The organism is Mesorhizobium sp. B2-6-1 (assembly GCF_006440475.1).
In the GTDB taxonomy this organism is placed as follows: Bacteria; Pseudomonadota; Alphaproteobacteria; order Rhizobiales; family Rhizobiaceae; genus Mesorhizobium.
The window spans coordinates 213,064-230,174 of the sequence record NZ_VFUH01000004.1 but is presented as its reverse complement, the minus strand read 5'-3'; the positions used below and the strand labels follow the sequence as shown (position 1 = coordinate 230,174).

General features: G+C 63.5%; 14 protein-coding genes. 10 read left to right on the top strand and 4 right to left on the bottom strand.

The genetic code is table 11. From position 1 onward, the window contains the following. Positions 1-74 precede the first annotated feature (74 nt). From FJ443_RS11500 to FJ443_RS11480, 5 genes are all read left to right on the top strand, one after another. A complete protein-coding gene (locus FJ443_RS11500; RefSeq protein WP_140497024.1) occupies positions 75-1,880 on the top strand; it encodes an IlvD/Edd family dehydratase in 1,806 nt (601 codons plus the stop codon). Between the two features lie 242 nt (positions 1,881-2,122). Further along, entirely contained in the window at positions 2,123-2,941 is an 819-nt protein-coding gene (locus FJ443_RS11495; RefSeq protein WP_140497022.1) for a sulfurtransferase/chromate resistance protein, read from the top strand. Further along, the gene (chrA, locus tag FJ443_RS11490; protein WP_140497020.1) at positions 2,938-4,329 is read left to right on the top strand and encodes a chromate efflux transporter; all 1,392 of its coding nucleotides are present in this window, start codon (positions 2,938-2,940) and stop codon (positions 4,327-4,329) included. Before FJ443_RS11495 ends, chrA begins: the two co-directional genes overlap by 4 nt. 19 nt (positions 4,330-4,348) lie before the next feature. Then, entirely contained in the window at positions 4,349-4,732 is a 384-nt protein-coding gene (locus FJ443_RS11485) for a VOC family protein (protein WP_140664079.1), read from the top strand. Positions 4,733-4,839: 107 nt separating this feature from the next. Further along, entirely contained in the window at positions 4,840-5,238 is a 399-nt protein-coding gene (locus FJ443_RS11480) for a hypothetical protein (protein WP_140497299.1), read from the top strand. A gap of 23 nt (positions 5,239-5,261) precedes the next feature. Here the strand turns inward: FJ443_RS11480 and FJ443_RS11475 are convergent, their stop codons facing one another. Both FJ443_RS11475 and FJ443_RS11470 read right to left on the bottom strand, forming a co-directional pair. Further along, positions 5,262-6,848, bottom strand: coding sequence for a trimethylamine methyltransferase family protein (locus FJ443_RS11475; protein WP_140559714.1), 1,587 nt, complete (start codon positions 6,846-6,848; stop codon positions 5,262-5,264). 193 nt (positions 6,849-7,041) lie between these two features. Beyond that, complete coding sequence (locus FJ443_RS11470; protein WP_140664076.1) at positions 7,042-8,535, bottom strand: PLP-dependent aminotransferase family protein; 1,494 nt, start codon at positions 8,533-8,535, stop codon at positions 7,042-7,044. Positions 8,536-8,795: 260 nt separating this feature from the next. On the opposite strand from FJ443_RS11470, the gene pgi reads away from it, so the two are divergent. Together pgi and FJ443_RS11460 are read left to right on the top strand one after the other, a co-directional pair. Further along, positions 8,796-10,439, top strand: a complete 1,644-nt coding sequence (gene pgi / locus FJ443_RS11465; protein WP_140664074.1) for a glucose-6-phosphate isomerase — start codon at positions 8,796-8,798, stop codon at positions 10,437-10,439. 5 nt (positions 10,440-10,444) lie between these two features. Then, positions 10,445-11,167, top strand: coding sequence for an HAD family hydrolase (locus tag FJ443_RS11460; protein ID WP_140664071.1), 723 nt, complete (start codon positions 10,445-10,447; stop codon positions 11,165-11,167). On the opposite strand, the gene FJ443_RS11455 is transcribed toward FJ443_RS11460, so the two are convergent. Beyond that, positions 11,141-11,887, bottom strand: coding sequence for a methyltransferase (locus FJ443_RS11455; RefSeq protein ID WP_181175095.1), 747 nt, complete (start codon positions 11,885-11,887; stop codon positions 11,141-11,143). The genes FJ443_RS11460 and FJ443_RS11455 overlap by 27 nt on opposite strands. 8 nt (positions 11,888-11,895) lie before the next feature. Then, entirely contained in the window at positions 11,896-13,599 is a 1,704-nt protein-coding gene (locus FJ443_RS11450; protein ID WP_224646604.1) for a long-chain fatty acid--CoA ligase, read from the bottom strand. Positions 13,600-13,726: 127 nt separating this feature from the next. On the opposite strand from FJ443_RS11450, the gene FJ443_RS31650 reads away from it, so the two are divergent. The 3 genes from FJ443_RS31650 (at position 13,727) to FJ443_RS11440 (ending at position 17,086) form a co-directional block, all read left to right on the top strand. Then, positions 13,727-14,227, top strand: coding sequence for a hypothetical protein (locus FJ443_RS31650; protein ID WP_246681216.1), 501 nt, complete (start codon positions 13,727-13,729; stop codon positions 14,225-14,227). Between the two features lie 210 nt (positions 14,228-14,437). After that, a complete protein-coding gene (locus FJ443_RS11445; RefSeq protein WP_140497006.1) occupies positions 14,438-16,030 on the top strand; it encodes an ABC transporter substrate-binding protein in 1,593 nt (530 codons plus the stop codon). 48 nt (positions 16,031-16,078) lie between these two features. Next, positions 16,079-17,086: an ABC transporter permease subunit gene (locus FJ443_RS11440; RefSeq protein ID WP_140497004.1), complete on the top strand. Its 1,008-nt coding sequence runs from the start codon at positions 16,079-16,081 to the stop codon at positions 17,084-17,086. Positions 17,087-17,111: the final 25 nt, after the last annotated feature.

Here is a 17,111-nt window from a genome sequence, read left to right as displayed (position 1 = left end):
TTCAGATCACGCGTGCCCCTTGCCTGCACCCGCGCGTTGTCATATCGATTTGTCATACAAATACGGAGACCATGATGGCTGGCGCCCCCACAGGAAAGAAAAAGTTTCGCTCGCAGGAGTGGTTCGACAACCCCGACAATCCGGGCATGACGGCACTTTATCTGGAGCGCTACCTGAATTACGGGCTGACGCGCGCCGAACTGATGTCGGGCAAGCCGCTGATCGGCATCGCCCAGACCGGTTCCGACCTGTCGCCTTGCAATCGCCACCACATCGAGCTCGCCAAACGCGTGCGCGAAGGCATCGTCTCGATGGGCGGCATTCCTTTCGAATTCCCGTGCCACCCGATCCAGGAGACCGGCAAGCGCCCGACCGCAGCTCTCGACCGCAACCTTGCCTATCTCAGCCTGGTAGAAGTGCTCTATGGCTATCCGCTTGACGGCGTCGTGCTCACCATCGGCTGCGACAAGACGACGCCGGCGCTGTTGATGGCGGCGGCGACCGTCAACATTCCGGCCATAGCGCTGTCGGTCGGTCCGATGCTTAACGGCTGGCACAAGGGCAAGCGCACCGGTTCGGGCACCATCGTCTGGGAATCGCGCCAGCGCCTGTCGGCCGGCGAGATCGGCTACGACGAGTTCATGGACATCGTCGCCTCCTCGGCGCCGTCCACCGGCTACTGCAACACCATGGGCACCGCCACCACCATGAACTCGCTGGCCGAGGCGCTCGGCATGCAGCTGCCGGGTTCGGCCGCGATTCCGGCTCCTTATCGCGAGCGCGGCCAGATCGCCTACGAGACGGGAAAACGCATCGTCGATATGGTGCACGAGGATTTGAAGCCCTCCGACATCATGACGCGCAAGGCGTTCGAGAACGCCATCGTCGTCAATTCGGCGATCGGCGGCTCCACCAACGCGCCGATCCATCTCAACGCCATCGCCCGCCATCTCGGCGTGCCGCTCGACAATGACGACTGGCAGAAGATCGGCCTCGACGTGCCGCTCATCGTCAATCTCCAGCCGACGGGCGAATATCTGGGCGAGGACTACCATCACGCGGGCGGCGTGCCGGCCGTGGTGGCGGAGCTCATGAAAGCCGGGCTGCTGCCGCATCCGGATGCTCTGACCGCCAACGGCAAGACAATGGGCGACAATTGCCGCGATGCCGTCAACGAGAACCGCGAGGTCATCCGCACTGTCGCCGAGCCGCTGAAGGCCAATGCCGGCTTCATCAATCTCAAGGGCAATCTGTTCGATTCGGCAATCATGAAGACCAGCGGCATCTCGCCCGAATTCCGCGAGCGCTATCTCTCCAACCCGAAGGACCCCGAGGCCTTCGAGGGCAATGCCATGGTCTTCGACGGTCCGGAGGATTACCACGCCCGCATCGACGACCCGGCGCAAGGGATCGACGAGCACACCATCCTGTTCATGCGCGGCGCCGGTCCGGTCGGCTATCCCGGCGGCGCCGAGGTCGTCAACATGCAGCCGCCGGCCTATCTCATCAAGAAGGGCATCCACGCGCTGGCCTGCATCGGCGACGGCCGCCAGTCCGGCACGTCAGGCTCGCCCTCCATCCTCAACGCCTCGCCGGAAGCCGCCATCGGCGGGGGGCTTGCGTTGCTCAAGACAGGCGACCGCGTTCGCATCGACCTGAAAAAGGGCACGGCCAACATTCTCGTCACCGATGACGAGATCACCCGCCGCCGCGCCGAGCTGCAGAACAATGGCGGCTACCATTATCCCGAGCACCAGACACCATGGCAGGAAATCCAGCGCGGTATGGTCGACCAGTTCTCGGGCGGCATGGTGCTGAAACCGGCGGTGAAATACCAGGACGTCGCTCATACGAAGGGCGTGCCCCGGGACAATCACTGATTATTCCCCGGACAATCATCGATCGTTTCAAGCGATAATTGACGGATAGCGATCGCCGATCGGCGGCCTGATCGGCCGCCGGTCGTCTTTCCGTTTCGCGGCCTGCCACAGGCCGGGGACATTGCGTCCTTGACAAGCCTGCCCAACAAATCCACCATCGCTGCAAGGGGTTCATCGCGACGACCCCGTGAGGCGTCAGCCCAACGTTCGCGTCCAGGCTTCTCTTTCAGGAGGTGGACGCCATGCCGTCAACAACCGCTGTCACCGTGCCGCAACTGATCCGTATGGTCGGTTTGCCGGGCGCGCCTGCAATCCTCGATATCCGTACCGAGGACGACTACAACGCCGATCCACGTTTGCTGCCGGCGTCGTACCGGCGCGATTTCAAAACCGTCCAGACCTGGGCAGCCGACTTCGCCGGTGGCCGCGTGGCGGTCGTCTGCCAGCAGGGAAAAAAGCTCTCGCAAGGCGTCGCCGCATGGTTGCGTCATGAAGGGATTGCCGCCGAATCGCTCGAAGGCGGCTTCGAAGCCTGGCGGGACGCCCACGGCCTTCTGGTCCGTGCCGACAGGATGCCGCCTCGTGACGACAAGGGCCGCACCGTCTGGGTGACGCGGGCCCGGCCCAAAGTCGATCGCATTGCCTGCCCCTGGCTGATCCGCCGTTTCGTCGATCCTCAAGCGGTCTTCCTGTTCGTCGACGCCGCGGAAGTGCCCGATGTCGCCGATCGTTTTCAGGCCGTGCCTTTCGACATCGACAATGCGTTCTGGAGCCATCGCGGCGAGCGCTGCACCTTCGACACGATGCTCGAGGAGTTCGGGCTCGAATCCGAAGCGCTCGACCGCCTCGCCGTGATCGTGCGCGCAGCCGACACGGCCAGCCTCGACCTGGTTCCGCAGGCGGCGGGATTTCTCGCCGCCTCGCTTGGCTTGTCGCGCATGTTTCGGGATGACCTGCAACAATTGGATGCCGGCATGCTGCTTTACGACGCGTTCTTCCGCTGGTGCCGCGATGCCACCGACGAAACGCACAATTGGCCGGCCGGGGCGAAGGCGTCATGAGCTCCCTCCTTTCCGAGGAAAGTGCTGACCTCATCGAGGCGCCTGCGGTCCCGAGCTTCCGCGAGGCCACGAAACTCTGGGCGAAGATCGGGTTGCTCAGTTTCGGCGGACCGGCTGGGCAGATCGCGCTCATGCACAGGGAATTGGTCGAGGAAAAGCGCTGGATCGGCGAGCAGCGTTTCCTGCATGCGCTGAACTACTGCATGCTGCTGCCTGGCCCCGAGGCCCAGCAACTCGCCATCTACATCGGCTGGCTGCTGCACAAGACGATCGGCGGTCTTGTCGCCGGCATCCTCTTCGTCGTGCCCGGGGCGGTCGTCATGCTGACCTTGAGCATCCTCTATGCGCTCTATGGCGATGCGCCGCTGGTCGACTCGCTGTTTTTCGGGGTGAAGGCGGCGGTGCTGGCGATCGTGGTCGAGGCCGTGATCCGCATCGGCCGGCGCGCCTTGAAGAACCGGGTTATGGCGGCGATCGCGCTTTGCGCCTTTGTCGGCATCTACGTGCTCAACGTCCCCTTTCCGCTCCTCGTCCTGTTTGCAGGACTGGTGGGATGGGTCGGAAACGGCATCGCGCCGGCCCTGTTTTCTGGCGCCGCGCATGGCAAGGACGAAGCTCCCGACGCCACGGGCGCGGTCGATCTGATGTTCGAGCGCGGCGAACTGGCCCACACCAGGCCGACGCGATGGCACGCGCCGCGCACCATCGCGATCTGGCTGCCGATCTGGCTTGGACCGGTTGTGCTGATCTGGGCGTTCACGTCGGCAAACAGCGTCTGGACGCAGATCGGCGGCTTCTTCAGCCTCATGGCGGTCGTCACTTTCGGCGGCGCCTATGCCGTTCTGGCCTATGTCGCGCAAGCGGCCGTCGGTTCTCTTGGCTGGCTTGCGCCAGGCGAAATGGTCGATGGCCTGGGCCTTGCCGAAACCACGCCAGGACCGCTCATCCTGGTCCTGCAGTTCGTCGGCTTCCTTGCAGGCTTGCGCCATTCCGGATCGCCATATCCGTTGTTTGCCGGATCGCTTGGAGCGCTGCTTACGCTGTGGGTTACCTTCACGCCGTGCTTCTTCTGGATATTCCTCGGCGCGCCCTACATCGAGGCGCTGCGCGGCAACAAGGCATTGTCGGCGGCATTGGGCGCGATCACCGCGGCGGTCGTCGGCGTCATCATGAATCTGGCCCTGTGGTTCGCCTTGCACGTCATCTTCCGCGACGTGCGCGCGACGGGGCTCGGAATGGAGATGCCGGTGCTGTCCTCGATCGACTGGCGTGCCGCGCTGCTGTCCTGCGCTACCATGATCGCCATCCTCAAGCTGAAAATCGGCATGCTGCCGACGCTTGCCGGATCGGCCCTGGCGGGTGTCTTATTGCTTGCGGCGAGTGGGTAGCTTCGACACGGAGGAGACCATGGAAACGGTCAGTGTCCGCTATATCGTCAATGACGTCGACAAGGCGATCGCCTTCTACCGCGACCATCTCGGCTTCACGGTCGCCATGCACCCGGCGCCATCGTTCGCCATGCTTGCCAGGGGCAACCTGCGGCTTCTGCTCAATGCCGCTGGCGGTCCTGGTGGGGCGTCGCAGCCGATGCCCGACGGCAGCGTGCCCGAACCCGGCGGCTGGAACCGCATTCAGATCGAGGTGGAGGATCTCGAAGGCGTGGTTCGCAAGCTGAAAACTGCCGGCCAGGCTTTCAGGAACGAAATCGTCAAGGGCATGGGCGGCAGCCAGATATTGCTGCGGGACCCATCCGGCAATCTGGTGGAACTGTTCGAACCGGGGCGCAGATAATGCGTCCCTGTCACGAATAGCCAGCTGACATGGGCAGAAACCACCTGCACGGCATTTGCGTTCCGTTGCCAGGCCACTCAATTTGCTGGGAAACAGATTGGACCATGATGGCCAAACGACGCTCTTCCCTCGGTTTCCTCGGCATGTTCGGCCGTTCAAGCGACCTCAGGCAGCTCGATGCCGCATTGCGCGGAGCCGACTTGCATCCCGCCCTTGTGCCGGAGGGCGTAAAGCTCACCATCGTCAACCTGATGAAGGATCACTGGCCCGACGAGCCGCCGCCGCAGGCTTATGCGCAAGTGGCGTGTTTGTTCAGCTATTGTATTGCTGGGCCTGAGGCATTCGAGCGCTCTCATGGCGCGCAGCCGCGGCAGGACGTGGAGCGTCGGATAGAGGCCGCGGTCGATGCCGGAGACAGTTTCGACGCCCAGATCGTGCTGATGGCGCTACACGCCAAGCTGGTCAATACCGAGGTCGTCGAACATTATGGGCTGAGCGCGGATTAACCTATTTTCAAAGGGGGGCTTTCTCAGCCGCCCATGCCGTTGCGCGGCAGCTTGATCATGTCGCCGAAGCGGGCGCGCAGCCTGTCGTCGAGCGGCTTCGGCACATGGCGCGGGAAGCGTTCGGCGAGGATGCGCTTCTTCTCGACGATCGCCCGCTGCAATATGTCGGGTCGGCCCTTCTCGTTCCATTCCTTCGGCGAAAACCGGTCGCCGACGGCGGGGTAGAAATATTCGGTCTGCATCAGCTTCAGCGTCTGCTCGTTGCCGAGATAGTGGCCCGGGCCTTTCAGGCAGACATCGGCAATGGTGTCGATCGACAGCGCGTCGTCCGTCACCTCGATGCCGCGCACGCAGCGCAGGCAATGGCCCAGCATGTCGTTGTCGATGATCAGGCTTTCCAGGCAGAAGCCGAGCAGGGACGCATGCATGCCGGCCGATTCGTAGACCAGGTTGAGGCCGGAAAGGCCGGCCATCACATTGGTAATGCCTTTTTCATAGCCGGACTGGATGTCGGGCAGTTTCGAATCCGTCATGCCTGCGGCCGAACCGCCTGGCAGGTCGTAGAACTGCGCCATCTGCGCGCAAGCCGCGGTCAGCACCGCCTGTTCGGCCGAGCCGCCGGACATGGCGCCGGTGCGCAGGTCCGACACGAACGGCCAGGTACCGAAGATCGCCGGATGGCCCGGCTTGATGGTGTTGACATAGACAAGGCCGGCCAGCACTTCGGCCACGGCTTGCACCACCGCACCCGCGATCGCCGCCGGAGCGGTGGCCCCGGCCTGTCCGGCCGAAAGCAGCAGGATCGGGATGCCTCCTTCGACGCAGGCCTCGAGCACGCCGCAGGCGTCCTCGGCGAATTTCATCGGCGGCACGACGAAACAGTTGGAGTTCGACACGAACGGCCGGGCCCGGAAATTCTCCTCGCCACCGGCGATCGCGTAGAGCATTTCGAGCGCCGGTTGCACGTTCTCCCGCACCGTGAAGGACGTGCCGACATGCTTGGACGTGCCCATCACGCAGGCATAGAGCGTGTTGAAGTCCATTTCGAGCGGATCGGGAATGTCGCGCGGCACCATGGGCCGCTGGAAGAAATGGATGTTGTCGAGCCCGTCGACGATGCGCGCGGCATCATAGATGTCCTGCAGCAAGGATTCGCGATACTCGCGCTTCTCGACGTCGACAAGATGCACGGCAGCACCCGCCGTGCCGTAATGCACGCGCTTGCCCTGGATCACCATGTCGTGCTTCGGGTCCTGGCCGTGGAGCGTGAAATGCCGCGCCGCCCGCTTGATCGTGTTGAGCACCAGTGCGCGCGGGAAACGGATACGGCCGTCGTCGCCATGGCTGGCGCCGGCCTTGGTCAGCGCCTCGATGCAGGACGGGATTGCGTTGGCGAAGCCGACCGTCTCCAGCAGGGTCAGCACCGCTTCGTGGATGCGCTCGCAATCAGTGCCGCGCAGGGGGCCATAGCTCCCCCCCTCAAGGCCGGCGCGAACCGGCCTGATGTCGTCGGCGAGCGGCGCCGCCCGCATGGCGCGACGCGCTTCGCGTCCGCCGGAGCGGCGCGAACGCTGGTCGGCCGCTTCCTGCTTTTCGACAGCCACTGACATGGAAGCACTCCACCTTTTCTCGGAAGCAGGGCGGCGGTTGGTCCACCATCGGCTGCTTCGTCCCCTTTAGGCCTCGACTATGCCGCCGGCATTGGCACAGCCTATGAGCCAGCCGGTCCGGTTGCATATGCCAGTGCTAAAGAAGCAGGAGCCGCTGTTGCGCGGCTCCCGGGAGGTGGTCAGGCCCAGGTGATCAGGCGGCGGCCGGCCTGCGGCCCGCGGCGGTTGCAAGTTCGCGGATACCGGGCTCGATATGCTGCAGCGCGATCGAGGAGATGCCCAAGCGCATGAAACGCGAAGGCTTTTCGGTGCGGTCGAAGAAGCGGTCGCCTGGTTCGATGATGACGCTGCGCGAGGCGGCGGCCTCGGCCAGTCCGCGGGAATCGGTGCCGCGCGGTCCCTCCAGCCACAGCGACGTGCCGCCGGCCGAGTCGGTCGAACGCCACTCGGGCAGGAAAGCGGAAATCGCATGGACCAGGCGCTTGCGCCGCTCGTCGAAGGCGCTCGACAGCCGCCGCACCAGCGCTTCGTGGTGGCCGAGCGACAGGAACAGCGCGACCGCGCGCTGGTTGTTGGCCGGCGGATGGCGCAGCATGAAGCGGCGCAGCGCCCTGAGTTCGGCGATTAGTCCAGCCGAGGCCACGATGTAGCCAAGCCGCAGGCCCGGAGCCAGCGTCTTCGACATCGAGCCGACATAGATCACGCGGCCGGAGCGGTCGAGGCTCTTCAAGGCTTGCTGCGGCGCCTCGTCGAGAAGCTGGCTGTCATAGCCGTCCTCGATGATGATCTGGTTGTAGCGGTTGGCGCGCGCCAGAAGGTCCTGCCGGCGTTCCGCCGACAGCGGCACCATGGTCGGGCAATGATGGCTGGGCGTGACGAAGACAAAGCCGGAATCGTTGGGAATCGAAGAGGTTACGATGCCGGACTGGTCGACCGGCACCGGCTGGATGTCGGCGCCGGCGAGCCGGAAGATCGAGCGTGCGTCGGGGTAGCCCGGATCCTCCATCGCCACCTTCGAGCCCTTGGTCATCAAAAGCGTCGCCAGCATGTAGAGCGCGTTCTGGGCGCCCAGCGTGACGATGATCTCGTCGGGGTTGGCGAAGATGCCGCGCCTGGGCAGCAGCCGCGCCTGGATCTGCTCGATCAGCAGCGGATCGTCGCGATCGACCATGTCGGAGGCCCAGTTGCGGATCTCCAGCACGGCAAGCGCCATGCGGTTGCACTCGCGCCACTCGGCGGTCGGGAACAGCGCCGGATCGAACTGGCCATAGACGAAGGGGTAGGACGACTTGATCCAGTTCTCGTGCTTGGCTGGCGACGGCATGTCGCTGGCCGCGATCTGCCGGCGTGCCTTCCAGTCGATCTCGTTGGCCTGGTCGGGCGCCTTCTGGTGCGGCTTGGCCGGCGTCGCCAAAACGTCGGGATTGACGAAATGGCCGCGCCGCTCGCGCGCCACCAGGAAGCCCTGGTCGACCAGTTGCTGGAAGGCCAGCACCACGGTTCCGCGCGCCACGCCGAGTTTTTCGGCCAATATCCGGCATGACGGAAGCGGCATCGAAGCGGCGATCTGGCGGTCGAGAATAGCGGCCACGATCGCCTGGCGGATCTGTGCCTGCAAAGTCTGGCCGGATTCGGCCGAAATCCGGAACAGGCCGGACCATATGGCCGTGTCGTTGCGCTGTGGCATGGGAAATGTTCCTCGATGGCCAGCTTTTTTCGTTTGGCTGGACCAGTCGAATGTAACGGTGGCACAAGGGGTTGCGCCAATCAATTTTTCTGATCTTTGGGATTTATGCCAGTGATCTTTCGGCCTTCGCATCCCGTGTAACGCAGTGCGTCATCGCCGCGTATTGACCGGACGGAATTCGGCTCAATAGTTTGGCGCGACGACACGCGCCGGAAACATCCGGTCTGCTAAGATAATTTAACAGTCCCAGGAGCCCGCCGGTGGATCAGTCAGCCTTCCAAAAACAGCTTGCCGCCTTGCGCGACCATCGCGCCGCGGCAGCCGGCGATATGCGCCAGGCCTTCGCCGCCGATCCGCAGCGGTTCAAGACGTTCTCCGCCAGCGACGGCGACCTGTTGCTCGACTGGTCGAAATGCGCCGTCGATGCGCGCACGATGGACCTGCTGGAGAATCTGGCTGACGCCGCCGATCTCGAAGGCCGCCGCGCCGCCATGTTCGCCGGCAAGAAGATCAACGTTACAGAGGGCCGCGCTGTTCTGCACACCGCCCTGCGCAACCTGACCGGCAAGGGCATCATGCTCGACGGGCAGGATGTGAAGGCGGAGGTCATTGCCGTATTGGACGCGATGGGCGCCTTCGCCGACGCGGTGCGTTCCGGCAAGGCGACAGGCGCCACCGGCAAGAAGATCACCGACATCGTCAATATCGGCATCGGCGGCTCCGATCTCGGCCCGGCCATGGCGACGTTGGCGCTGGCGCCCTATCATGACGGTCCGCGCGCGCACTATGTCTCCAACATCGACGGCGCCCATATCCACGACACGCTGAAGGGCCTTTCCGCCGAGAGCACGCTTTTTATCGTCGCCTCCAAGACCTTCACCACGGTCGAAACGATGACCAATGCGCAGACGGCGCGCGACTGGGTCCAGAAGGCGCTCGGCAAGGAAGCGATCGGCAAGCACTTCGCCGCTGTCTCGACGGCACTCGACCTGGTGGCGAAGTTCGGCATCGAGCCGGACCGCGTCTTCGGCTTCTGGGATTGGGTCGGCGGCCGCTATTCTGTGTGGGGCGCCATCGGCCTTCCCGTGATGATCGCCATTGGTCCACGCGATTTCCGCGCCTTCCTCGATGGCGCGCACGAAATGGACGAACACTTCCGCACAGCGCCGCTGGCCAAAAACCTGCCGGTGCTGCTTGGCCTTTTCGGCTGGTGGCATCGCGTCGTTTGCAAATACCCGGCCCGCGCGGTCATCCCCTATGACCAGCGCCTGTCCAGGCTGCCGGCCTATCTCCAGCAGCTCGACATGGAATCGAACGGCAAGAGCGTCACCCTGGACGGCGGCCCCGTGGCGACGCCGACCGGGCCGCTGGTCTGGGGCGAGCCCGGCACCAATGGCCAGCACGCCTTCTTCCAGCTCCTGCACCAGGGAACCGATTTCATTCCGGTCGAATTCCTCGCCGCGGCGAACGGCCACGAGCCGGAGCTGAAGCACCATCACGACCTGCTGCTCGCCAACTGCCTGGCGCAGTCGGAAGCCTTCATGAGGGGCCGCACGCTGGAGGAAGCGCGCGCGCAGATGCTGGCCAAGGGCATGAAGCCGGCCGATGTCGATCGTATTGCCCCGCACCGCGTCTTCTCCGGCAACCGGCCCTCGGTGACCATTCTTTATCGCAAGCTTGACCCGCGCACGCTCGGCCGCCTGATCGCTCTCTACGAACACCGCGTCTTCGTCGAGGGAACGCTGTTCGACATCAACTCCTTCGACCAATGGGGCGTCGAGCTCGGCAAGGAACTGGCCACCGGCCTTCTGCCAGTCGTGGAAGGCAAGGAAAGTGCCGCAAAGCGGGATGCCTCGACCGCCGGCCTGGTGGAACACATCCACCATTTGCGTGGTTCGGAGTGACTGAGTTGGCAGACATCAAGGGAATATTGTTCGACAAGGACGGAACGCTTGTCGACTTCAATGCGACCTGGCTCGGGGTTGCCGACTTCATGGCCATGGACGCCTCCGAAGGCGACCGCTGGAAGGCCGACAGGCTGCTTGCGGCCGCGGGCTTCGATTTCGCCAACAGGCGCTTCAAGCCCGATTCCATCTTTGCCTCCGGCACCAATCTCGACGTCGTTGAATTGTGGTTTCCGCGCCTGTCCGACGAAGACCAGATGCTGGCCGTCGCCCGCTTCAACCAGATCACCTCGGTGCAGGGCTCGGCGATGGCGGTGGCTCTGCCGGGCATCGTCGAAACGCTCGGCACCTTGCACGCAAGGTCCTATCGGCTCGGCGTCGCCACCAACGATTCGACCAGCGGCGCGGAAAAAACGCTGGTAACGCTCGGCGTCGCGCAGCTGTTCGACGCCGCTTACGGCTATGACGCGGTGGCCAATCCCAAGCCGGCGCCGGATACGATCCAGGCCTTCTGCGATCTCACCGGCCTGGAGCCGACGCAGGTCGCCATGATCGGCGATAACCGCCACGATCTCGAAATGGCTCGTGCCGGCGGCTGCGGCCTGGCGGTCGGCGTGCTCTCGGGCACCGGCACGCGTGAATCTCTGGCCGGAATTGCCGACGTGATCCTGGATTCGGTTGTCGACCTGCCGGATTTCCTTTCAGCGCGGGTCAAGGAGACGATCTGATCTCGTCGCTAGCGGCGTCTCGGCTTCGAAGGAAAAGACGCCGCTCGGCCTGCTTGCGGCGCCCTTCGCGTCGCCGAAATCCGGCACCTGATATTCGGCGAGCAGCCTGAGCCGCGACAATGGTAGATCGGCGCGGCGCGGGTCGCCGATCAGGACCTCGACGCCAGCGGCAAGGCAGCGGTCGAGGAAGGGGATCATGCGTTGGGTGACATCGGGTCCGTAGAACACGTCGCCAGCCAGCACAAGGTCGACCGCTGGTGGCGGACCGGTGGTAATGTCTTTGCAGATCACCGAGATCGTGACGCCGTTGTCTTTTGCATTGAGACCGAGCGCGGCGACGCCGTTTCGGTCGATCTCGGCGGCGATCACTTCGCGGGCCCCGGCCTTCGCGGCAGCGATGCCGACAATGCCGGAACCGGCACCAAGGTCGAGCACGCGGCGTCCCCCCACGGTCGTCGGATGGTCGAGGACATAGCGCGCGAGCACGGTGCCGCCGGCCCATGCGTAGGCCCAGTAGGGCGGTTGTGGCTCCGGTGCGTCTTCCGCATCGCCTTCGGGCTCGACGAGCCGTCTCAATCCGCTGCTGGGGTGCGCCGTGTAAAACCGGATTTCTGGAAGCGCAGGCGCAGGGACAAGGCGCATGTTGGCCTTGATGAACTCGGCCGGGTCGAGGCGCTGGCGCCGGTCTGGCGCATCGTCGCCGGCAAGATCGTGGTCCAAGCCGGCTCCTATTCGCGCAATGCGCGCCGCAGGATCTTTCCGACCGGCGTCTTCGGCAGTTCTGTCCTGAATTCGATGTATCTGGGCCGCTTGTACCCGGTCAGGTTCTCACGGCAATAGGCGGTGATGGCCTCGGCGGTCAGCGCCTGGTCCTTCTTGACGATGAACAGTTTCGGCACTTCGCCCGAATGCTCGTCCGGCACGCCGATTGCCGCCACTTCGAGCACGCCGGGATGCAGCGCCACGACTTCCTCGAGCTCGGTCGGATAGACGTTGAAGCCGGAAACGAGGATCATGTCCTTCTTGCGGTCGACGATCTTGGTGTAGCCGCGCTCGTCCATGAAGCCCATGTCGCCCGACTTGAAGAAGCCGTCCTTGGTCATCACCTTGGCGGTCTCGTCAGGCCGGTTCCAGTAGCCCGCCATCACCTGCGGCCCCTTGATGCAGATTTCGCCGACCTCGCCGAGCGGCAAATTGTTGTCCTCCTCGTCGCGGATGGCGATCTCGGTAGACGGCAGCGGCAGGCCGATCGTGCCGGTGAATTCGCCGGAGCTGAACTTGTTGGCCGTTGCCACGGGCGACGTCTCCGACAGGCCGTAGCCTTCACTGACCGGGCAGCCCGTCAGCGCCTTCCAGCGCTCGGCGACGCCCTTTTGCACCGCCATGCCGCCGCCCAGCGTCAGGAGCAGCGGCTTGAAGTCGAGCTTGCGGAAATCCTCATTGTTGAGCAGCGCGTTGAACAGCGTGTTGAGGCCTGGAAAGATATGGATCGGATACTTGCCCATTTCCTTGACGAAGCCGGGGATGTCGCGCGGATTGGGGATCAGTATGTTCTGTCCACCCATTTGCATGCCCATCAGCGCATTCACGGTCAGCGCGAAGATATGATAGAGCGGCAGTGCGCAGATGAGGTTGAGATGGGCGGGTTTTGGCTTGACCGTGTAGGCGTCCTGCAGCCACAGCGAATTCTGCGCGACATTGGCCAGCACGTTGCTGTGCAGCAGGATAGCACCCTTCGAGATTCCCGTGGTGCCGCCGGTATATTGCAGGAACGCGATATCGTCGGCCGCTACCTTGGCCGGCTTGAAACCCATGCCGCTGCCCACCTTCAGCGCCGCGTTGAACTTGACATGGCCGGGCAATGACCAGGCCGGCACCATCTTCTTGACGCGGCGCACCACCAGATTGACGATGCTTCCCTTGAGCCCGCCGAGCATGTCGCCCATGGCCGCGACGACGACGTGCTTGACCGACGTCCTGGCGATCACCGCTTGCAAGGTGCTGGCGAAGTTCTCCAGGATGATGATCGCTTGTGCCCCGGAATCCTTGAGCTGGTGTTCCAGCTCGCGCGGCGTGTAGAGAGGGTTGACATTGACCACCGTGTAGCCGGCGCGCGCCACCGCCATCATCGCCACCGGATATTGCAGCACGTTCGGCATCATCAGGGCGACGCGTGCGCCTTTGGGCAACCCGGTCGATTGCAGGTAGGCGCCGAACGCCGCCGAAAGCCGTTCGAGTTCCGCATAGGTGATCGACTTGCCCATGCAGGTGAAGGCCGGCTGGCCGGCAAATTGCTTGCAGGCGGCAACGAGGAAATCGCCGATGGAGCTGTAGGGCAGGGCGCCGATCTCGGCCGGCATGTTCTTCGGGTAGCTTTCCAGCCAGGGCTTTTCCGGCAAGCCTGCGGCAAGGGCGGTGAGCGCTTTCGGCAATCGCTTGGCGGCCGCCGGTTTCGAGGCCGCCGGTGCCGGCTTGGCCACGGATGCGGCTTGTGCGGCGCCAGTCTTGCTAGTCTGGGTCGCCCCGGTCTGGCTCGCGCCAGTCTTCGTCGTCCCGGCCTTGGTCGAACTGGTCTTTGTCGCCCCGGTTTTAGCAGTTCCGGCCTTCGCCGACGTCTTTGCGGGGACGGCTTTGGCCGCCGGCTTCGTGGCCGGTTTGACAACAGCGTCCGCCTTGCCGGCGGAAGGTTTCCCTGCGGCCCTTGCCTTTGCGCCCTTTGTGTTCTTGGCAGGGGGCGTTGGCTGCTTGTCGGCGCCCGCGGCCGGCTTCAGGGTCGCCTTGGCCGTCTTCGGCGGAGCCGTCCTGTTCGATGCTTTTGCCAACCGTCCCTCCCTGTTTTGTTCGTCCCTGCCGCGCTCGCCTCCTGACAACAGAGGCGTCCCCCGCTGCCGCTGGTGCCTTGTCTATGTATGGCCTCTATCGGCGGGCGTGCAAGCCTTGCCCAAGCGGCAAGCCGTCGAAAGATTTGCCGCCGAAAATCTTTCTCGCCATGGGCGCAGCGGCCCTGCATCGTCCGGCGTCCCCGGTCACATGAAAGCGGGCGCGACGTCGATCTCGTGAGATTGGTGATCAATAAAAAAATGCGGTCGTTAATAATGTTGTGAATAGAAAAAAATACTGAATTTTTCCATTTTTTCGCGGGAGGGAGGATTTTTTTCCCGCTTACCATGGGGTAGGCAAACTGGGTGTTCCAAAGCCGGAGAAACGGTGCTTATATGCGCGCTTCGCGAGCCTGATAGAGGGGCTTGGAAAAACATCAGGGAGTGCTCAATGAGGAAGAAACTGACTTTTGCAGCCGCGTTGCTGGCTGCAAGCGTCCTGGGCGGCGTGGCCAACGCAAAAACCTTGGTCTACTGCGCCGAAGCTTCGCCGGAAGGCTTTGACCCGGCGCCCTACACCGCGGGACAGACGTTCGATGCGTCTTCGCGTACGGTCTTCAACCGCCTCGTCGAATTCGACCATGGCAAGACGACGGTCTCGCCGGGCCTGGCCGAAAGCTGGTCCATTTCCGACGATGGCAAGGAATACACGTTCAAGCTTCGCAAGGGCGTGAAGTTCGCCGCTACCGACTATTTCACCCCGACGCGCGACTTCAACGCCGACGACGTGGTGTTCTCGTTCCAGCGTCAGGTCGACAAGAACGGCCCCTGGTTCCAGTACATACCGGGCATTGCCTACCAGTATTACAATGACCAGTTCGGCGACAACATCACCAAGGTCGAGAAGGTCGATGACCTGACGGTGAAGTTCACCCTCAAGGAGCCGGCGATCACTTTGATCCCGACGCTGGGCATGGACTTCGCCTCAATCGTTTCCAAGGAATATGCCGACAAGCTGCAGGCGGACAAGACGCCTGAACTGTTCAACCAGAAGCCGATTGGCACCGGCCCGTTCATCTTCGTCGATTACCAGACCGACGCTGCCATCCGCTACAAGGCCAACCCCGACTATTGGGGCGGCAAGCAGAAGATCGACGACCTTGTCTTCGCCATCACCACCGATCCGGCGGTCCGTGCGCAGAAGCTGAAGGCCGGCGAATGCAACATCATGTCCTACCCGGCGCCGGCCGACATCGCCGGCCTGCAGGCCGATCCGAACCTGAAGGTCGACGAGCAGGAAGGCCTCAATGTCGGTGCGCTGATGTACAACACCCAGCAGAAGCCGTTCGACGACGTGCGCGTGCGCAAGGCGCTCAACATGGCCATCAACAAGAAGGCTATCATCGACGCGGTCTTCCAGGGCGCCGGCCAGGTGGCCGTCAACCCGATCCCGCCGACCATGTGGTCCTACAACAAGGACGTGAAGGACGATCCGTACGATCCGGATGCGGCCAAGAAGATGCTCGAAGAGGCCGGCGTCAAGGACCTCAAGATGAATGTCTGGGCCATGCCTGTGTCGCGCCCCTACATGCCGAACGCGCGCCGCACCGCCGAGCTGATCCAGGCCGACTTCGCCAAGGTCGGCGTCACAGTCAACATCGTCAGCTACGATTGGGGTGAATACCTCAAGCGCGCTTCGGCGGTCGATCACGACGGCGCCGTCATCGTCGGCTGGACCGGTGACAATGGCGATCCGGACAACTTCCTCGGTGTGCTCTTGAGCTGCGCTTCCGTCGGTTCGAACAACCGCGCGGAATGGTGCAACAAGGACTTCGATGCGCTCATCAACAAGGCCAAGACGGTTTCCGACCAGGCCGAGCGCACCAAGCTCTACGAACAGGCGCAGGTCATCTTCAAGGAACAGGCACCGTGGGCGACGCTCGCACACTCCAAGGTGTTCATGCCGATGCAGAAGACCGTCTCCGGCTTTGCGATGGATCCGCTCGGCATCCATCGCTTCGACGGCGTCGATATCGCCGAATAAGGTTCGCGAAACGGGGCGGCGCCACAGCGCCGTCCCACCTCGCCCGCCATGCTGCGTTATATCCTCGGCAAGCTCGCCCTCATCGTCCCGACCTTCATCGGGATAACCATCCTCGCCTTCGGCTTCGTGCGCATCCTGCCCGGTGATCCGGTGCTGGTGCTCGCGGGCGAACGCGGCCTGTCGCCCGAACGTCACGCTGCGCTGATGCACCAGTTCGGCTTCGACCTGCCGATCTGGCGACAGTACCTGACCTATCTGGCCAATATCCTCAGCGGTGATTTCGGCACCTCGTTTTCCACCAAGACGCCGGTGCTCAAGGATTTCCTGGTGCGGTTCCCGGCGACGGTCGAACTTGCCATCTTCGCCATGATCTTCGCCATCGTCATCGGCGTCGCCTTCGGCATCTTCGCCGCGATCCGCCGCGGCTCCTGGTTCGACCAACTGACCATGGGAACGGCGCTGGCAGGCTATTCCATGCCGATCTTCTGGTGGGGGCTGCTGCTGATCATCGTGTTCTCCGGCATGCTGCACTGGACGCCGGTTTCCGGCCGCATCGACCTTCTCTATTTCTTCAAGCCGGTAACCGGCTTCATGACCATCGATTCCCTGATCTCCGGACAGAAGGGTGCATTCCGCTCGGCCCTGTCGCACCTCGTCCTGCCCACCATCGTGCTCGGCACCATTCCGCTTGCCGTCATCGCCAGGCAGACGCGGTCGGCCATGCTCGAGGTCCTCGGCGAGGACTATGTGCGCACCGCGCGCGCCAAGGGCCTGGCGCCTCGCCGCGTCATCGGGCTGCACGCTTTCCGCAATGCGCTGATCCCGGTCGTCACCACCATTGGCCTGCAGGTCGGCACGCTCCTGACCGGCGCCATCCTGACCGAGAGCATTTTTTCGTGGCCAGGCATCGGCAAATGGATGATCGACGCTATTTCCAAGCGCGACTATTTCACCGTGCAAGGCGGGTTGCTTTTGATCGCGCTCATCGTCATGTCGGTGAACCTCATCGTCGACGTGCTCTATGCCGTCATCAACCCGCGTATCCGGGCGAATTGACATGACCAACGAAGGCCCTGCCACA